This window comes from Gammaproteobacteria bacterium (assembly GCA_016199745.1).
GTDB lineage: Bacteria > Pseudomonadota > Gammaproteobacteria > Acidiferrobacterales > Sulfurifustaceae > JACQFZ01.
In genome coordinates this window covers 87,582-103,277 of record JACQFZ010000068.1, presented here as the reverse complement: position 1 = coordinate 103,277, position 15,696 = coordinate 87,582, and the positions used below count along the sequence as shown (strand labels likewise).

The 15,696-nt window shown below is 58.0% G+C and carries 7 protein-coding genes; 3 read left to right on the top strand and 4 right to left on the bottom strand.

Features of this window, described 5'->3' with window-relative positions:
- Positions 1–323: 323 nt before the first annotated feature.
- The gene (locus HY308_17645; protein MBI3900096.1) at positions 324–1,583 is read left to right on the top strand and encodes an inner membrane CreD family protein; all 1,260 of its coding nucleotides are present in this window, start codon (positions 324–326) and stop codon (positions 1,581–1,583) included.
- A 96-nt stretch (positions 1,584–1,679) separates the two neighbouring features.
- Positions 1,680–6,491 carry an alpha-2-macroglobulin family protein gene (locus tag HY308_17640; GenBank protein ID MBI3900095.1) on the top strand — a complete coding sequence of 1,604 codons (4,812 nt, stop codon included), beginning with the start codon at positions 1,680–1,682 and terminating at the stop codon, positions 6,489–6,491.
- A 187-nt stretch (positions 6,492–6,678) separates the two neighbouring features.
- On the opposite strand, the gene HY308_17635 is transcribed toward HY308_17640, so the two are convergent.
- Positions 6,679–8,262, bottom strand: coding sequence for an ABC transporter substrate-binding protein (locus HY308_17635; protein ID MBI3900094.1), 1,584 nt, complete (start codon positions 8,260–8,262; stop codon positions 6,679–6,681).
- 232 nt (positions 8,263–8,494) lie between these two features.
- Between HY308_17635 and pbpC the strand changes: the two genes are divergently transcribed.
- Positions 8,495–10,831: a penicillin-binding protein 1C gene (gene pbpC / locus HY308_17630; protein ID MBI3900093.1), complete on the top strand. Its 2,337-nt coding sequence runs from the start codon at positions 8,495–8,497 to the stop codon at positions 10,829–10,831.
- Here pbpC and HY308_17625 read toward each other — a convergent pair.
- The 3 genes from HY308_17625 to HY308_17615 form a co-directional block, all read right to left on the bottom strand.
- The gene (locus tag HY308_17625; GenBank protein ID MBI3900092.1) at positions 10,825–12,972 is read right to left on the bottom strand and encodes an EAL domain-containing protein; all 2,148 of its coding nucleotides are present in this window, start codon (positions 12,970–12,972) and stop codon (positions 10,825–10,827) included. The two genes, pbpC and HY308_17625, sit on opposite strands and share 7 nt — an antisense overlap.
- Before the next feature lie 565 nt (positions 12,973–13,537).
- Positions 13,538–14,368, bottom strand: coding sequence for an OmpA family protein (locus HY308_17620; protein ID MBI3900091.1), 831 nt, complete (start codon positions 14,366–14,368; stop codon positions 13,538–13,540).
- A gap of 123 nt (positions 14,369–14,491) precedes the next feature.
- Entirely contained in the window at positions 14,492–15,664 is a 1,173-nt protein-coding gene (locus HY308_17615) for an acyltransferase (protein MBI3900090.1), read from the bottom strand.
- Positions 15,665–15,696: the final 32 nt, after the last annotated feature.

Sequence of the window (15,696 nt, the reverse complement as noted above, 5' to 3'; positions counted from 1 at the left end):
GTCTGGCTCAGCCCAGGGAGGGGCTGTGCCAGACATAGTTGGTCGCCAAAAGTGAGAAGCGGAGGATGTCTTTGCGCCACCCCGGGGGGTGCTTCTCTTTGGTTACTTTCTCTTGCACCAGCAAGAGAAAGTAACCCTGGGCTGCGGGGCGGAGCATCCCGCTGATTATATTTATTACACTCGACCAGCATCGCCCCAACGGGGCGATTCCACCCCCCTGCACAACTTCTGCACCAACATTCCCCCACTCCTGCACAGTTCCATCACCACCCCTGCACACCACCCCACCATGCTTACCCCATCGCCATATCCAAGGGGGACCCGTGATCAAACGACTGATTGCCATCGGCTTCATCTTCGCCTGCACCGCCATCGCCTGGGGAATCCTCGGCGGAACCATTTTTACCCGCACCTACAGCTCCGACTCCGACCTAAAATCCCGCGTCGAACGCATCTGGGGCACACCGCAGGCGCAGCACGTACCGACCGCAAGCTACACCGTCGAACGCACCGAGAAAGAAGAATCGCTGGTCGACGGCAAAAAAGTCGTAACGACCAAAAAAGTGTACGACGCCTATTCCCTGCCGCTCATGGGTAGCGACGTGCTGGTAAAACTAGGACTCGACTACCGGCAAAAGGGATTGCTCTGGTATTCCACCTACATCACCGACTTCGCCGCCAGTTATCGCTTCCGTAACGACACTAACGAGCACCGAGCCACACACATCAGTTTCCCGTTCCCGGCGCAAGGCGCCAACTATGACGACTTCAAGTTTTCCCTCAGAGATGGCAGCTGGACCAATCGACCGGAAGCCCGCGACGGTGCTATCGACGGCATTATCACGCTCGATGCCGGACAAGAAGTGGTCATCGACGTCACCTACAAAAGCCAAGGACTGGACCAGTGGCGCTACCTCTTCGGCGACAACGCGCCCGACAATACCGCTAACAACAGCGTGACCGCCGTGCGCGATTTTCGCTTGGTCATGGAAACTGATTTCAACGATATCGACTTCCCGGACGATTCGATCGCACCGACCTTCAAAGAGCGCACCGAGGACGGCGGCTGGCGCCTCGTCTGGCAATACGAAAATCTCATCGCCGGCGTCAACATCGGCATGCTCATGCCGCAAAAGCTGCAACCGGGGCCACTCGCCGGCCAGATCAGCTTGTTCGCGCCGGTGTCGCTATTCTTCTTTATCGTCGTCATGTTGGTGTTGAGCATCATGCAGCGCATCGACCTCCACCCGATGCACTTCTTCTTCCTATCGGCGGCATTCTTCGCTTTCCATCTGCTACTGGCGTATCTCGTCGATCATTTGCCGATCCACGCCGCCTTCGCACTGGCGTCGGTCGTGTCGTTAGCGTTGGTCGCAAGCTACTTGCACGCTGTGATTAGCGCGCGCTTCGCCTTATTAGCCGCCGCCGCGCAATGGGTGTACTTGGTGTTGTTCTCGTATGCGTTCTTTTTTAAAGGATTCACCGGCATCGCCGTCACCGTTGGCGCCGTCCTTACGTTGTTCGTCATGATGCAACTGACCGCGCGGACCAACTGGACCGAGGTGTTCGGTAAAAATTCTTAGTATGATGAGGAACAACAACAATTTTTTTAGGGCGGAACCTTCGCCCTGTTTTTTTAATCCGTCCCAGTCCAACAATAGCTATATATGAGGGAGTTCATGCCTTACCGCGTCCGGATCACCTTGCTGACCGCTGTTCTCTTATTAGTAAGCATCGCCTTCCCACTGCTCGCACAGGCACAGTCGTTCGAGGTGCTCGATGTCTCCGAGCGCACGCTCGACGATGCGCCGGCGCTGGGAATTCTATTCGGCGGCGTGCTGGATGGGCGCAAGCGGTATGACAGTTATCTCACCGTAACCGATGACGCCGGCGCGGCCGTCAACGGCGCTTGGGTGCTGAGCAGCGACAAACGCATGCTCTACTTCCCGCACATCGAACCCTCGAAAAGCTACACCGTACTCATCCGTCGCGGACTTCCATCCGCCACCGGCAATGTCGTGACCGACGCGGTCGAGCGCAACGTCAAAACGCGGCCAATGCCGCCGTCCTACGGCTTTGCCAGCCGCGGCTCGGTATTGCCGGCACGACTAACCGACGGTCTGCCGGTAATGATCGTTAACGTGCCGGAAGTCGACGTCCAGTTCTTGCGCGTCAAAGACGGCAAGCTGCCGCAGTTCATCAATCGATTCGTGCGCGACTCGAACATCTCGCGCTGGACACTGCAAGAACTATCACCGCTCACCGAGAGCGTATACATCACGCGCTTTACCACCGGCGCCAAGCGCAATACCCGTTCGATCACGAATATTCCGGTCGAAGACATCAAAGAGCTGAAAAAGCCAGGCGTTTACATTGCCATCATGTCGCGCCCGGGTGAATTCAACTACGACGAGCGCATCACTCACTTCTTCGTCAGCGACATCGGCCTGCACGCACGCGCTTATGTCGACGGCACCGATGTCTATACCAACTCACTCGCCAGCAGTCGCGCGCTCACCAACGTCGAGCTCGAGCTGTTCGACAACAACGGTAAATCCATTGAGAAAGCACGTACTGACAATCGCGGCATAGCACACTTGGTCGGTCGGCCGCAGAACAATCAAGTATTAGTCGCACGCGCCGGCACTCATTTCTCGGTCATCGCCTTCCGCGAGCCGGCGCTCGATTTGTCCGAGTTCGACGTCAGTGGCAAGGCGGCAACACCACTAGCCGCCTTCATCTACGCTGATCGCGATCTTTATCGCCCCGGCGAAACGGCGTTCGTTTCGGTATTGCTGCGCAATGACGACGGCCGTGCCGTGCCGGCGCAGCCGCTGCAAGCCGTGCTGCGCCGCGCTGATGGTAAAGAGATGGGTACCTTTATCTGGCAACCGCAAACGCACGGCTACTATCAGCAGAACCTGCCGATCCCGGCGGACGCAGAAACCGGCCTGTGGACGCTCGAAGTCCGTGCCGACCCAGCGGCGAAAGTGCCGAGCGGCACGTTTTCGTTCCACGTCGAAGAATTCTTGCCTGAGCGCATGAAGCTCGACCTCGCCAGCGCGCAGGCGCAACCGAAATACGACGACGATCTAAAAATCGATATCAACGGCGCCTACCTGTACGGTGCACCCGCCACCGGCAATCGCTTTACCGCCGTGCTGAATACGCGGCGCGAGAAGAGCCCAGTGACCAACCTCGCCGGTTTCGTCTTCGGTGATGTCGACGATGACACGTCGATCCGGCGTGAAGACCTGCCGGAGCTGATGCTCGACGACGCCGGCCACGGCAATTTTAGCGTGCGGCCGTTCAGCGGCCGGCCGAAATCGCCAATGCTGGTACGCGTCACCGGCTCGTTGTACGAAAGCGGCGGTCGACCGGTAGTGCGCTCGTTCCAGCGCATCATCTGGCCGGCGCCGGCCATGATCGGCATTCGGCCGCTGTGGACCGGCGACTATGCGCCGTACAACAGCACAGCGCGTTTCGAGGTCGTGCGCGCCAACGCCGATGGTCAATTGTTAGCGGCGAAAAACCTCGACGTGAAAGTCATTCGCGAAGATCGCAACTATTACTGGAGCTACGACGAGCAACAAGGCTGGCACTACGACTACAGCGAGGCGCAATACCCGATCCATCGGCAAAGCCTGGACACCGCCGCCGGCAAACGCAGCGAACTCGCGTTTCCGGTGGAATGGGGCTCCTATCGTATTGAAATTCTCGATCCAGAATCCGGTCTGACCGCACGCTATCGCTTCCAAGCCGGCTGGGACTGGAAAGATCCGAGCCAAAAAAGCGCACGCCCCGACCGCGTCGTCATCAAGCTGGACAAAGCCGCCTACCGTGCCGGCGACGTCGCCAAAGTCACGCTCGTGCCGCCGCACGCCGGCGAAGCGATCGTCCTGGTCGAGAGCGATCATGTGATGTGGAGCACGCGCGTCTCAGTCCAGACCGCCGGCAATACCATTAACGTGCCGATCGGCAAAGATTGGGCGCGGCACGATCTCTATCTCAGCGCCATCGTACTGCGTCCGGCCGAGGCCAAGGAGCGCATTACGCCGAATCGAGCGATGGGCATCGTCCATTTGCCACTCGATCGCAGCGACCGCAAGCTGACGGTGAACGTCGATGCGCCGAAGAAGCTGCGGCCGGAGCTACCGCTCAAGATCAAGCTCAAGTTGCCTGAAGTCAAAAACCAAGCGGCGATGGTTACGATTGCCGCCGTCGACGTTGGCATTCTCAACATTACCGACTTCAAAACGCCGGACGCATTCGGCTATTTCTTCGGCAAGCGCGGCTACGGCGCCGAGGCGTACGATCTTTACGGCAAGGTGATCGAAAACCTGAAAGGCGCACGTGCCAAACTCAAGTTCGGCGGCGACGCCGATACGTCCTCACTCCGCAAAGACAAACGCGCGCAGGCCGAAGTAAAAACCGTCGCCCTCTTCAGTGGACCAGTGACGGTCAATGCCAACGGTGAAGCCGAAGTGAGCCTCGCCCTGCCCGACTTCAACGGCACGCTGCGCATCATGGCGGTCGCATTTACCGACGATCGCTTCGGTGCCGGCGAATCCGAGGTCGTGGTCGCAGCACCGGTAGTCGCCGAAATTGCGACACCGCGCTTCCTCGCACCCGGCGATCGATCGAGTCTGACGCTCGATGTGCAGAACATGAGTGGTCAAAAACAAAACTTGCACGTGAAGCTGACGGCGTCATCGCCGCTAGTGTTAGCACCGGCGGATACGACGCTCACGCTCGACAATCAGCAAAAGAAAACATTGCGCTTCGATCTCAGCGCCGACCAGGCGTACGGCGTCGGCGTGATCGAGCTGGCGCTTGAAGGCCAAGGGATATCGACCAAACGTCGCTGGGATCTCGGCGTACGGCCGGCCTGGCCTGGCGAGCGGCGGTTGTTGCACAAGGCGCTCAAGCCCGGCGAAACGTTGTCGTTGACCGATACGTTGGCGGCCGACCTAATGGACAAAACCGTCGAAGCCCAGTTGCTGCTGTCAAACGTGCCACCGATCAACATTCGCGGCGCCGTACGTGGCCTGCTGCAATATCCGTACGGTTGTCTTGAACAAACGACCAGCAGCGCCTACCCGCATGTGTTCATCGATGAAGCCAAAGCAACCGAACTCGGATTGAAGCCGCTGTCGTTGCGCGAACGCGCCGAACGACTGGATCATGCGATCCAGCGATTGTCGACCATGCAGCTGGCCAGCGGCGGCTTCAGCCTCTGGGACAGCAGTGGCCCGGAAGAAACTTGGCTGACGCCGTACGTAACGAGCTTCCTGCTCGACGCGCGCGAGCAAGGCTTCAGTGTGCCGGAGCCGATGTTGAAGCGTGCGCTCGATCAATTGCACAAGCGCCTGCTCGCCGGGGCGCCGTTGTCGCACACCGATCATTACAGCGATTCGCCGGCACATCTGGCGTTCGCCGGCAACGCTTACAGCGCCTATGTGTTGGCACGCGTGCAGCGCGCGCCCCTCGGAACGCTGCGCACGCTGTACGATCATCACCGTACGCAGGCCGAATCCGGTTTGCCGTTGGTGCATCTCGGCATTGCCTTGAAGCTCATGGGCGATGAAACGCGCGGCTTAAGCGCAATCCGTGAAGGCATCGCCAAGGCACGACATGAACAGTGGTACCTCGGCGATTACGGCAGCGAGGTGCGCGACATGGCGTTGATGTACGCCCTGCTCGAACGGCACCAGATAACCGTGAACGGCAAAGACAAGCTGTTGTTCACACTCGCCGGTGAACTGCACAACCGACAGTACTTCAGCACGCAAGAGCAATTTGCCATCTTCCTCGCCGGTCACTCACTGCTCAAAGATGCCGGCGGCACCTGGAGCGCCGGCCTGACAGTCGCCGGCAAAGACCAGCCGTTGACCAGCAAGGGTCGCTGGTTACGGGTGATCAGCGGCAGCGAACTGCGTAAAGGCGTTAGCGTGACCGCGAAGGACGGCGGAACGTTGTATGCCGAGCTGGAAGTTACCGGCTATCCGAAAGAGGCGCCGAAGCCGAAGCAAGATGACATCGGCATCGTTCGCAACTTGTACACGCCCGATGGCCAACCGCTGGGCGATCGTTCGCTCAAGGTCGGCGAAATGCTGCTGGCGCATTTGAGCGTGCAGAGCGCGCGCGCGTTCGAGGACGGATTGGTCGTCGATCTACTGCCGGCCGGGCTCGAGGTGGAAAATCTCAATATCTCGAAAGGCGAAACGCTGCAGGATATTACTATCAGCGGCGTGCACCCGCTCGAAGCGATGCAAGCGAACGTCATCAAGCATCAGGAATATCGCGACGACCGATTTGTAGCGGCGATCCGCATTCCGTATGAAGGAACGGTAAATCTATTTTATCTCGTGCGCGTGGTTTCGCCCGGCAGTTACGTGGTGCCGCCGCCGTATGTCGAGGACATGTATCGGCCGGAACATCGTGGAATCGGTACGTCGACGGTATTGCAGGTTGAGAATGCGGCGCACTGATAAAAACAGTTCTACCCTATTCCTCCCCCGCTATCTCGGGGGAGGAAATAGTAACGGGTGGCGCAACCCAGGTACCGGCCATCCACATATCGTCGTCGATCCGATGATGGCTGACTCAGACGATCGAGTCGGCTATATCCGTCCTCGTGCGCGCGGACGAACTAAGCGGGGTACAACTTGCAAACCATTACGACAGCCAAACCCGCTCCGCCGCCCGGAAACCGCTCATCTCGTACGTCGGCAGCGCGACAAATCCCTTTATCTTGCTCGACACGGCATCGATCGTATTGTTGAACATCGGAATGATCTCGCCGCCGTCGTCACGCACCATCTGTTGCAGGTCGTAGTACATCGCCACGTCGAGCTCGGCACGTGCCGTCTCCAACAATCGATCGAAATCGGGCCGCCGCCAATAGGTTTCGTTCCAAACAGCGTCGGATTTATAAACCACCGACAGCATCAGATCGGCGGTGTTGCGCCCGGACCAATAGGACGCGCAGAACGGCCTCTTCATCCAGATGCTGCTCCAATAGCTGTCCGCCGACGCGCGATCGATCTGCAAATCGATGCCGGCGCGCTTAGCGCTTTCTTGGAACACCTGCGCCGCTTCGATCGCACCGGTAAACGCGCCGTCCGACACACTGAGCATGATCGGGCCGGTGTGGCGCGACTTTTTGAAGTGATACCGCGCCTTATCCGGATCGAAACGACGCTGCGGCAGGCTGGCATAAAACATATCGTTCGGCCCGATCGGTTGATCGTTGCCGATTTGCCCGTGACCGACCAACACTTTGTCGACAATCGCTTGCCGATCGATCGCGTACTTCATCGCCAACCGCAGATCCTTATTGTTAAACGGCGCTTGGTCGCAACGCATGGGAAAGCAATAGTGCGAACCACCGGACGTTTCGAAAATTCGAACGTCCTTGCTCCGCGCCAGCGACTGCAAAGCTTTCGGGTCGACTTGATTGATCATATGCACCGCGCCGCTGACGAGCGCCTTAAGACGCGCCGCCGGATCGTTAATCACGAGCGTTTCGACCGAATCGACGAAACCGCGATCGGAGCGGAAATAGCCGGCGTTGGATCGGGTGAGCGCGCGTACGCCGGGCGTGAAATCTTCCAAAATGAAGGCGCCGGTACCGATACCGTCGTCGAAGCGCGTGCCTGCCGGACCGATGGCCAGATGATAGTCGGCGAGCACGTACGGCAAATCGGAATTGCCGCTGTTGAGCGTGATGACGACTTCGTTCGGATGGGTTGCCTTGATATCGACGATCGACGCGAACATCGACTTGGCCGCCGAACGCGAATCCGGCGTGCGATGATGATTGAGCGAATAAACGACGTCGGTGGCCGTGAGCGTCTTACCGTTGTGAAACGTGACGCCGCGGCGGATTTTGAACACCCATCCCTTAGCGCCCGGCTTCGCTTCCCAGCTTTCCGCCAACGCCGGTCGCGCCGTCGGTTTGCCGCGGCCGTCGTTGTCGGCATCGATGTCCACCAATGTGTTATAGAGCTGCGCACTGACCACTTGCATGTGCGCCGCGACGATGTCGGCGGGATCCAAACTGTCGCTGCTACCGCCGCCGTTGACACCGATAAGGAGATTGCCGCCCTTCTTCGGTTGTTCGTCGGCGCGAACGGCGCCGGACACAATGTTACCGGCCAATGCGGTGGAGATACCGAGCGCCGCCGATCGTTTTATAAAGTCGCGTCGACTAATACGCCCAACTGCCCACATTGCCTTGAGAGCTTCCCAATCGTACATGGCAATTCCTCCTTGTCCATTTGCGGTGAGGTGTAAACGTTATGCTCGGGAACTACGTTCTTACGCCACCTTATTTTTCTGGTGCTGATTGCTTGAGATCCCTGGAGATAATACTTGCAGCGCGCAAATCATATCCCTCGCTTTGCCGCATCGCCAGAACGCCGAACATTAAAAATTGGAACAATTTATTGATGGGAATTAAATGCGTAGCATTTTCGTCGTAATGAAACGAATGATTCAACGACCGCGCTTAATAATTACCGTTGTCATTGTCGCCATTCTTGCAATAGGGTTAATTCTCGATCGACTTTACCCACTCCCCCCACTCGATCGGCACTACAGCACGTTAGTTGCGGCGGCCGACGGTACGCCGCTACGCGCATTTGCCGACGACGACGGCGTATGGCGCTATCCGATTACGCTCGACGAAGTGTCGCCGCTTTATCTCGATGCACTGCTCGGCTATGAAGACCGTTGGTTTTATCATCACCCCGGTGTCAATCCGATCGCACTGCTGCGTGCCAGTTGGCAATGGCTATGCACCGGCGAAATCGTTTCCGGCGGCTCGACGCTCACTATGCAGGTCGCGCGCTTACTCGATCCGCACGGACGCACGCTCGGCGGCAAGCTGAAGCAAATTCTGCGAGCGTTACAACTCGAATGGCACTTGAGCAAATCCGAAATTCTCACGCTTTATCTCAATCTCGCGCCGTACGGCGGCCCGATCGAAGGCGTGCAGGCGGCAAGCTTTGCTTACCTCGGTAAACCGGCGAAGACGCTGACGCATGCCGAAGCGGCGTTGCTGGCGGTGCTACCGCAATCGCCGTCGCGCCTGCGGCCGGATCGCAATCCGCAAGCGGCACTGGCCGCGCGCGACAAAGTGCTGACGCGCCTCGCAACTCTCGGCGATTGGCCAACCGCTACCGTTGATGATGCCAAAGCCGAACCGGTGGAGGCACGCTCGCTGACACAACCGATGCTGGCGCCGCTGCTGGCCGAACGTCTGCGCGCAGCGGCGCCCACAACCATGCGTATTCAAACGACCATCGACTACGACATGCAGTGGGCGCTCGAACAGATGATGCGCGATCGTCTCGAACGTTTGCCGGAATACGCCTCGTTGGCGGTGCTGGTGGTCGACAATCGCGATCTCAAGGTACGTGCCTATCTCGGCTCCGGCGACGTGCTAAACGATGCCCGCTACGGCCACGTCGACATGGTGCGCGCCATACGCTCGCCCGGTTCGACACTCAAGCCATTTATCTATGGCGCCGCGCTCGACGACGGTTTGATTCATTCGGAAAGTTTATTGGCCGACGTGCCGACCTCGTTCGCCGGTTATCAACCCAGCAACTTTCAAGGCGGCTTCTACGGGCCGGTGAGCGTACGCGAGGCATTGCAACGCTCGCTCAACGTGCCGGCGGTCGACGTGCTCGATCGACTCGGCCCCGAACGGTTCGCCGGCATCTTGCGTAACGGTGGGCTCAAACTTGAGTTACCGAACGGCGACAAACCTAACCTATCGGTGATTCTCGGCGGCGCCGGTACCTCGCTGCAATCGCTGGTCGGCGCCTACACCGCGCTCGCGCGCGGCGGCATGAGCGGACAACCGCGTCTCACCGAGCAAGAACCGCTGGTCGAGCAGCGCATGATGAGCGACGGTGCCGCCTACATCGTCCGCTGGATGCTGGCGGCTAACCCACGCCCGGGCATGTCGAACGACGTCGATATGTCGGTCGAGCGCCGCGTTGCCTGGAAGACCGGCACGAGCTATGGCTTCCGCGACTCGTGGGCCGTCGGCGTCACCGACCGCTATACCATCGGCGTTTGGGTCGGCCGCCCGGACGGCACGCCCCTGCCGGGTCATTACGGTGCCGTCACCGCCGCGCCGATTTTGTTCGATATCGTCGATAGTCTGCCGGCACCGACGCTGTGGACGCGCGGCTTCACGCCGCCGAGCTCGGTTGCGCAAGTGCAAATCTGTTGGCCGTTGGGAACGGTGCCCGAGGTCGGCAAAGAACATTTGTGTCACGAACGCCGCACCGCCTGGATCTTGAATGACGCGATTCCGCCAACGTTACCCGATCGTATTCAGTCGAGTTCGGCCAGCGATCTTGCGCGTTACTGGGTGAATACCAAAACCGGACACCGCGTCGACGCTGGCTGCACCGCGATCCATCGCGAGTTGCGCGAAACCGCGCGCTGGCCGTCGCTGCTCGAACCTTGGCTGTCGCCGGAACGGCGTGCGCGCTCGCGTTTACCGCGTATCGATGGTTCGTGCCCGCGCACGACGCTGGCAACGGAACGCAGCGGTCTCAAAATCATCGGCGTACGACCGTATGCCGTTCTGCGCCGCGCCAGTGAAGCCGAAAAGGCACCGATGCTGACACTGTCCGCCGTCGGTGGTGATAGCGTCTCGCATTTCTGGTTGATCAACGGCCGCCTGATCCGCGAAACCGCCGCGCAGCAAAATTTTCAATACAGCTTCGCCATGCCCGGGACTTACGACATCACTGCGCTCGATCCTTCCGGCAATTACGACAGTCTGTCGGTAAAAGTCATTCAATAGCCGTCGGAACGCGCGTCGTGATATCCCGACATCGTCACCATCGGTTGTTTTCCGAGCAACGCGGTAAAGCGCTCCGCCGACACCGGTTCACCGTAGTAATAGCCTTGCGCGGCCGGACAGCCGTGCTCTCTCAGGAAGCCCGCTTGTTGGGACGTCTCGACGCCTTCGGCGACGATCTTCAAGTGCAGACTCTGCGCCATGGCAATAATGGCGACGACGATAGCCGCATCGTTGGAATCCTCGCAGATGCCACTAACAAATGAACGGTCAATCTTGAGTGCGTCGACCGGGAATCGTCGTAAGTAAGCCAGGCTGGAATAGCCCATGCCGAAGTCGTCGATCGACAATTGGATGCCCATATCGCGCAACCGCTTCAGTGTCGCCAAGTTTTCCTCGGCCGGCTTCAGCAACATGCTTTCGGTAATCTCCAGCTCCAGCGCCGTTGCGCTGAGCCGATTCTTAGTCAGGAGGTCGGAGATCTGATCTTGAAAGTCCGGTTGATGGAGTTGGCGCGCCGACAAGTTAACGGCCATTCGCAGGTGCGGATAACCGGCGCTGCGCCAATAACTGAGCTGGTAACAAGCTTGCTGCAACACCCATTCACCGATCGGTAAAATCAAACCGGTTTCTTCGGCGGTCTCGATAAATTCGCTGCAATGCAGTAACCGAGTGCTCGATCGTTGCCAACGCAGCAACGCCTCGGCCGAAAAGATACAGCCGGTCGCCAAATCCACCTGCGGTTGAAAATACAAAACCAGCTCGTTGTGCGCGAGCGCCTCGCGCAATTCGTTCGCCAGCATTAGCCGACGTTGTGCCGTTTCGTTCAACGCCGACGTGAAAAACTGAAAATTATCGCGGCCCTTCGTCTTGGCGTGGTACATCGCCGTATCAGCGGCTTGTAACAAGGTTTCGGCATCGGTTCCGTCGGCCGGATAAAAACTGATGCCGATACTGCCGCTGACATGCAATTCTCGGCCATCGACAACGAAGCCCTGCTGTAACGCGGTTAACGCCTTTTTTGCCGCCTTCGCGGCGTCGAAAGTTTCCGCCACTGCCGACAACGTAATCACGAACTCGTCGCCACCTAAGCGAGCGACACTGTCGTCTTTACGCAGACATTGCTGCAATCGGATCGCCACCATCTGCAAAAGCCGATCGCCGACTTGATGCCCGAGCGAATCGTTGATGCGCTTGAAGTCGTCGAGATCGATAAACAGCACCGCGACCAGCTGTCGATTGCGCTGCGCATGGGCAATGGCATGGTTGACCCGATCTTCCAGCAACGCCCGATTGGGCAAACCGGTAAGAATGTCGTGGTGGGCAATATGCTGAATCCGCGCTTCGGCCGTCCGTCGCTCCCGTATTTCCCTAAGCAAGTCTTGGTTCCGGTCCCAAAGTTCGGCGTTTAACTCTCGCAATTTAACGTTGAGCGATTTCAGTTGGCGACCGATGAAAACCGCTACCGCAATGGCGAGGACGATCGTAAAAATAATGGTGATGCCGTGCGATTGCCAAATCGTTATATCGGGCGAAATGACTTGTTTCATCGCCTCAAAGGCGGTCATCAACGCTGCCGTGAACCAAGCCGTTATCAGCGTACGGGCAATGAGCGATCCATCGGGGATCGCATTTGTCAAAGGTACGTTCGCGGGTTTCGAATCTGTGTCGGACAATTCCGCATGGGCGGCTGTAGGCGTCAGTGTGCGCGCTCGGTCGATCGATCCAAGACGAAGCCGGTCCACCTCTCGTCGATGCAGGTCGATTTCAGCCGCGCGGAATCGAACTTCCGCCGATAGCTGGCCGACAATAAACGCGATGGCCAGTAACGCAATAGCCGACGACAGCCACAACGCCCATGCGCCTATTTGGTCGAATTCAACCGTAAAAAAAGACTGCAGACAGAAGAAAGCAAAAATTACGCTGATCAACGACGCGGCAAGTGCCGCCGGCCAAGTGCCCCACTGTGCAGCCAGCAGCGTTACTACGATAACGCCGGACATGGCATAACTTCCCGGGGTATCGCGGATCAAGCTGTACATGGAAATAAAAATAGTTGTAACGATGCCGACCGCTGCAATGGCGACGACATAAGGGAAGGTGATTTTAGCGAGTACGAGGAGACGTGCTCGGAATAGAAGCATCGAGGCTCGGATCTCGCGAGTCCTCACAAGCACAGCCTCCTATCGTTAGGTGCTGTCGAGCGCGGCAGTTTGCGCACGTCTTACTATCGGAAGTACTAAGCGTTAACGCGTAGACTCTCCAACGAGGCAGTAGTTCTGACGACTACCTCTCCTTTCTATTATGTATGCGAATCGAGCTTTTCAAAAGCGGATTCGATCGGTGCCAAAAGTAAGTATTTAAGGTGATTGTTGGCAAAATGGCAGGATCAACGCCACATTAACTGGATCGCGTCAGTGTCGCTACCTTGATCGCAGCGTACAACGACGACATCAAACCAGTTTCGGAGGACCGCCTGGGTTAAGTTCCGTCAATACCGTCAGCGGCGAGTACAGCGCCGCATCGGCAATGGGAATGATCTCGGCATATCCCGCAACGGCATACCATTGCCGGACCGGCACCGACAAACGCGGCGCAAACACCTGCGCTGTTTGGCAAAACCAGCAGAAACCGAGCTTACAGTGAGGTGCATGGTCGCCGGTGGCGGCGGAATCGGCGACAACGTGGTAAGCGTGATGCGCCGCCTGCTCAATGGGCGATAGGGGCTGTGCCTTCTTGCACTAATGCCTGATCGATCAACGTAATCTCAATGCGGCGGTTTTGCTTGTGGCCGGCGGCGGCACCGATAGCATCAACCGGCGCATACTCCGCGCGACCGGAGGCAATCAATCGTTCCGGGGGAACACCGACCTTTTCTTGCAAGTACCGGACGACCGTCGTCGCTCGCGCGGTCGATAATTCCCAACTGGACGGAAATACTTTTTTAGTCTTGGCGATCGACGCGTCGTCGGTGTGACCGACGACGCGAATCACCTTGCCGTCGTACGCTTTTAACGTGTCGCCGACCTTCTTCAGCACCTTCTTGCCGGAGGCTTTCAGACTCGCCTGCCCCGCATCGAAAAATAGCTGCTCCGGTACGTCGACGGTCAACATGTTCTTGTATTGTTTAACCTCGAGCTGACCTTGCTTCACTTCCTCGGCCAAATCGTGCAATAGCGCGTCGTACTGCACTTGCGTATCTTCGCTCGACGTTTGCAACTGTGCCTTTTGCTGTTGCAGCGACTCGATCTGCTTTTGCAAATCCGACTGCTGCTGCTCGAGCGATTTGTGCTGCTGACCCAGCAAGCCCACTTCCGTCTGCAATTCCACCTGCTCCCGTTCCAGCGACGTCTTCTGCAACTGCAACTCGGTGCGCTCCGACTCGAGCTGGGCGATCTGCTTTTCAAGCTCCGACCGCTCGGTTTGTAACTGCGCGATCTCCTGATTCTTTTCCGTTTCCAGCTTCTCGTAGGTACCCTTCGTGACACAGCTACTCATCATGACGACTGCAACAAGAACGGCACCACCTTGCCTGAACATCGTTATCCCCTTTCGATCGACTTAGTTAGGTTGTAGAAACTCGCCAGGAATCGAAGAGTACCGCAGGTTGCGGCTTCGAGGGACACTGTAATCCATCGTTATCCGGTCGATCGCACCACGGCCTTAGTTGGCGGCGGCAAAATAGCGCTTCAGGCGGAGGAAGTGCCTTTCGAAAGCATGGTACGAAAGCGCAGCGACACAATAAGACACGACGGTGCCGGCGACGATATAGATCAACGTCCCCCACAAACTGGAATGATTCTCCCAGCCATACGCGCGCGCCAGCGGCCGAGCAATGATTTCTTGTAGTGGGATATGCAACACATACATCGCATAACTATAAAGTGCCAATCGGCGCAATAAAGTGTTGCGCAACAACCTCGACCACCAGCCAGCGGCACCACTCAGGTCGGCGCAGGCGGCGGTCAGCACCAGCAAGCATGAACCGATGGCGATGAACGTGTAGCCGATAGACTGCGGCAAAAAGCCAAATTGTTGGTAGAGGTGACTAAGCGGCGCCCCGAGCGCCAGCACGGCGATGCAGACCCAAAGCAGTTGCTGTTGCCGCCCCACCAGCCGTTCACGCCATACCGGCAAGCGTAACGCCGCGGCGGCGGCGGCGCCGAGCGCGAGCGCGTCCATGCGACACACGGAAAACTGATACAGCGCATCGTGCGAGAACCCGGCGTACAGCAAAACGAGCCGGATAACGAGCGCCAGCGCGGCAACAATCAGACTTAGCTTCAATACCTGACGGGTCCCTAACCGATACACCACGAACGGCCATAGCAAATAGAACTGTTCCTCGACCGCCAGCGACCAAAAATGCGGCAACGAGAATTCGCGCGGGTGAAACGGCTGTACCCAATTCGACAAGTACACTACCGACCAGAGCTCGCTCGGCGAGATGCGATGCCAAAGATTAAATATCGGCAATACCACGAACATGACAAACAACGTTGCGTAATAAAGCGGGAAAATTCGTAGCGCGCGCCGTGCGAAGAACGACTTGAAATAATTCGGTGCCGCACGCGTATCGAGCAAAATGCCGGTAATGAGAAAACCGCTGAGCGCAAAGAACAACGGTACGCCAATCCAGCCATGGTCCAGCCACACCGCGAGCAGATACGACACGGCGCCATGCGGCTGCGACAACGGACTCAAGTTGTGCATGACCACCATTAAAATAGCGAGACCGCGTAGACCGTCGAGCGCCGGCAGGCGTTGCGACAACGTGGCCGGTTCTATGGCCGAGACGGCGGAATTCGCTTGCGCGACCGCAGATGTGTTAGGCACCGATGGAAATACTGACATGTTATTTTTGACCG

Bases quoted from the DNA above. Each gene is read 5' to 3' on its own strand.
- HY308_17640 (MBI3900095.1), top strand. From the start codon at position 1,680: ATGCCTTACCGCGTCCGGATCACCTTGCTGACCGCTGTTCTCTTATTA.
- HY308_17635 (MBI3900094.1), bottom strand. From the start codon at position 8,262: ATGTACGATTGGGAAGCTCTCAAGGCAATGTGGGCAGTTGGGCGTATT.
- HY308_17620 (MBI3900091.1), bottom strand. From the start codon at position 14,368: ATGTTCAGGCAAGGTGGTGCCGTTCTTGTTGCAGTCGTCATGATGAGT.
- pbpC (MBI3900093.1), top strand. From the start codon at position 8,495: ATGATTCAACGACCGCGCTTAATAATTACCGTTGTCATTGTCGCCATT.
- HY308_17625 (MBI3900092.1), bottom strand. From the start codon at position 12,972: ATGCTTCTATTCCGAGCACGTCTCCTCGTACTCGCTAAAATCACCTTC.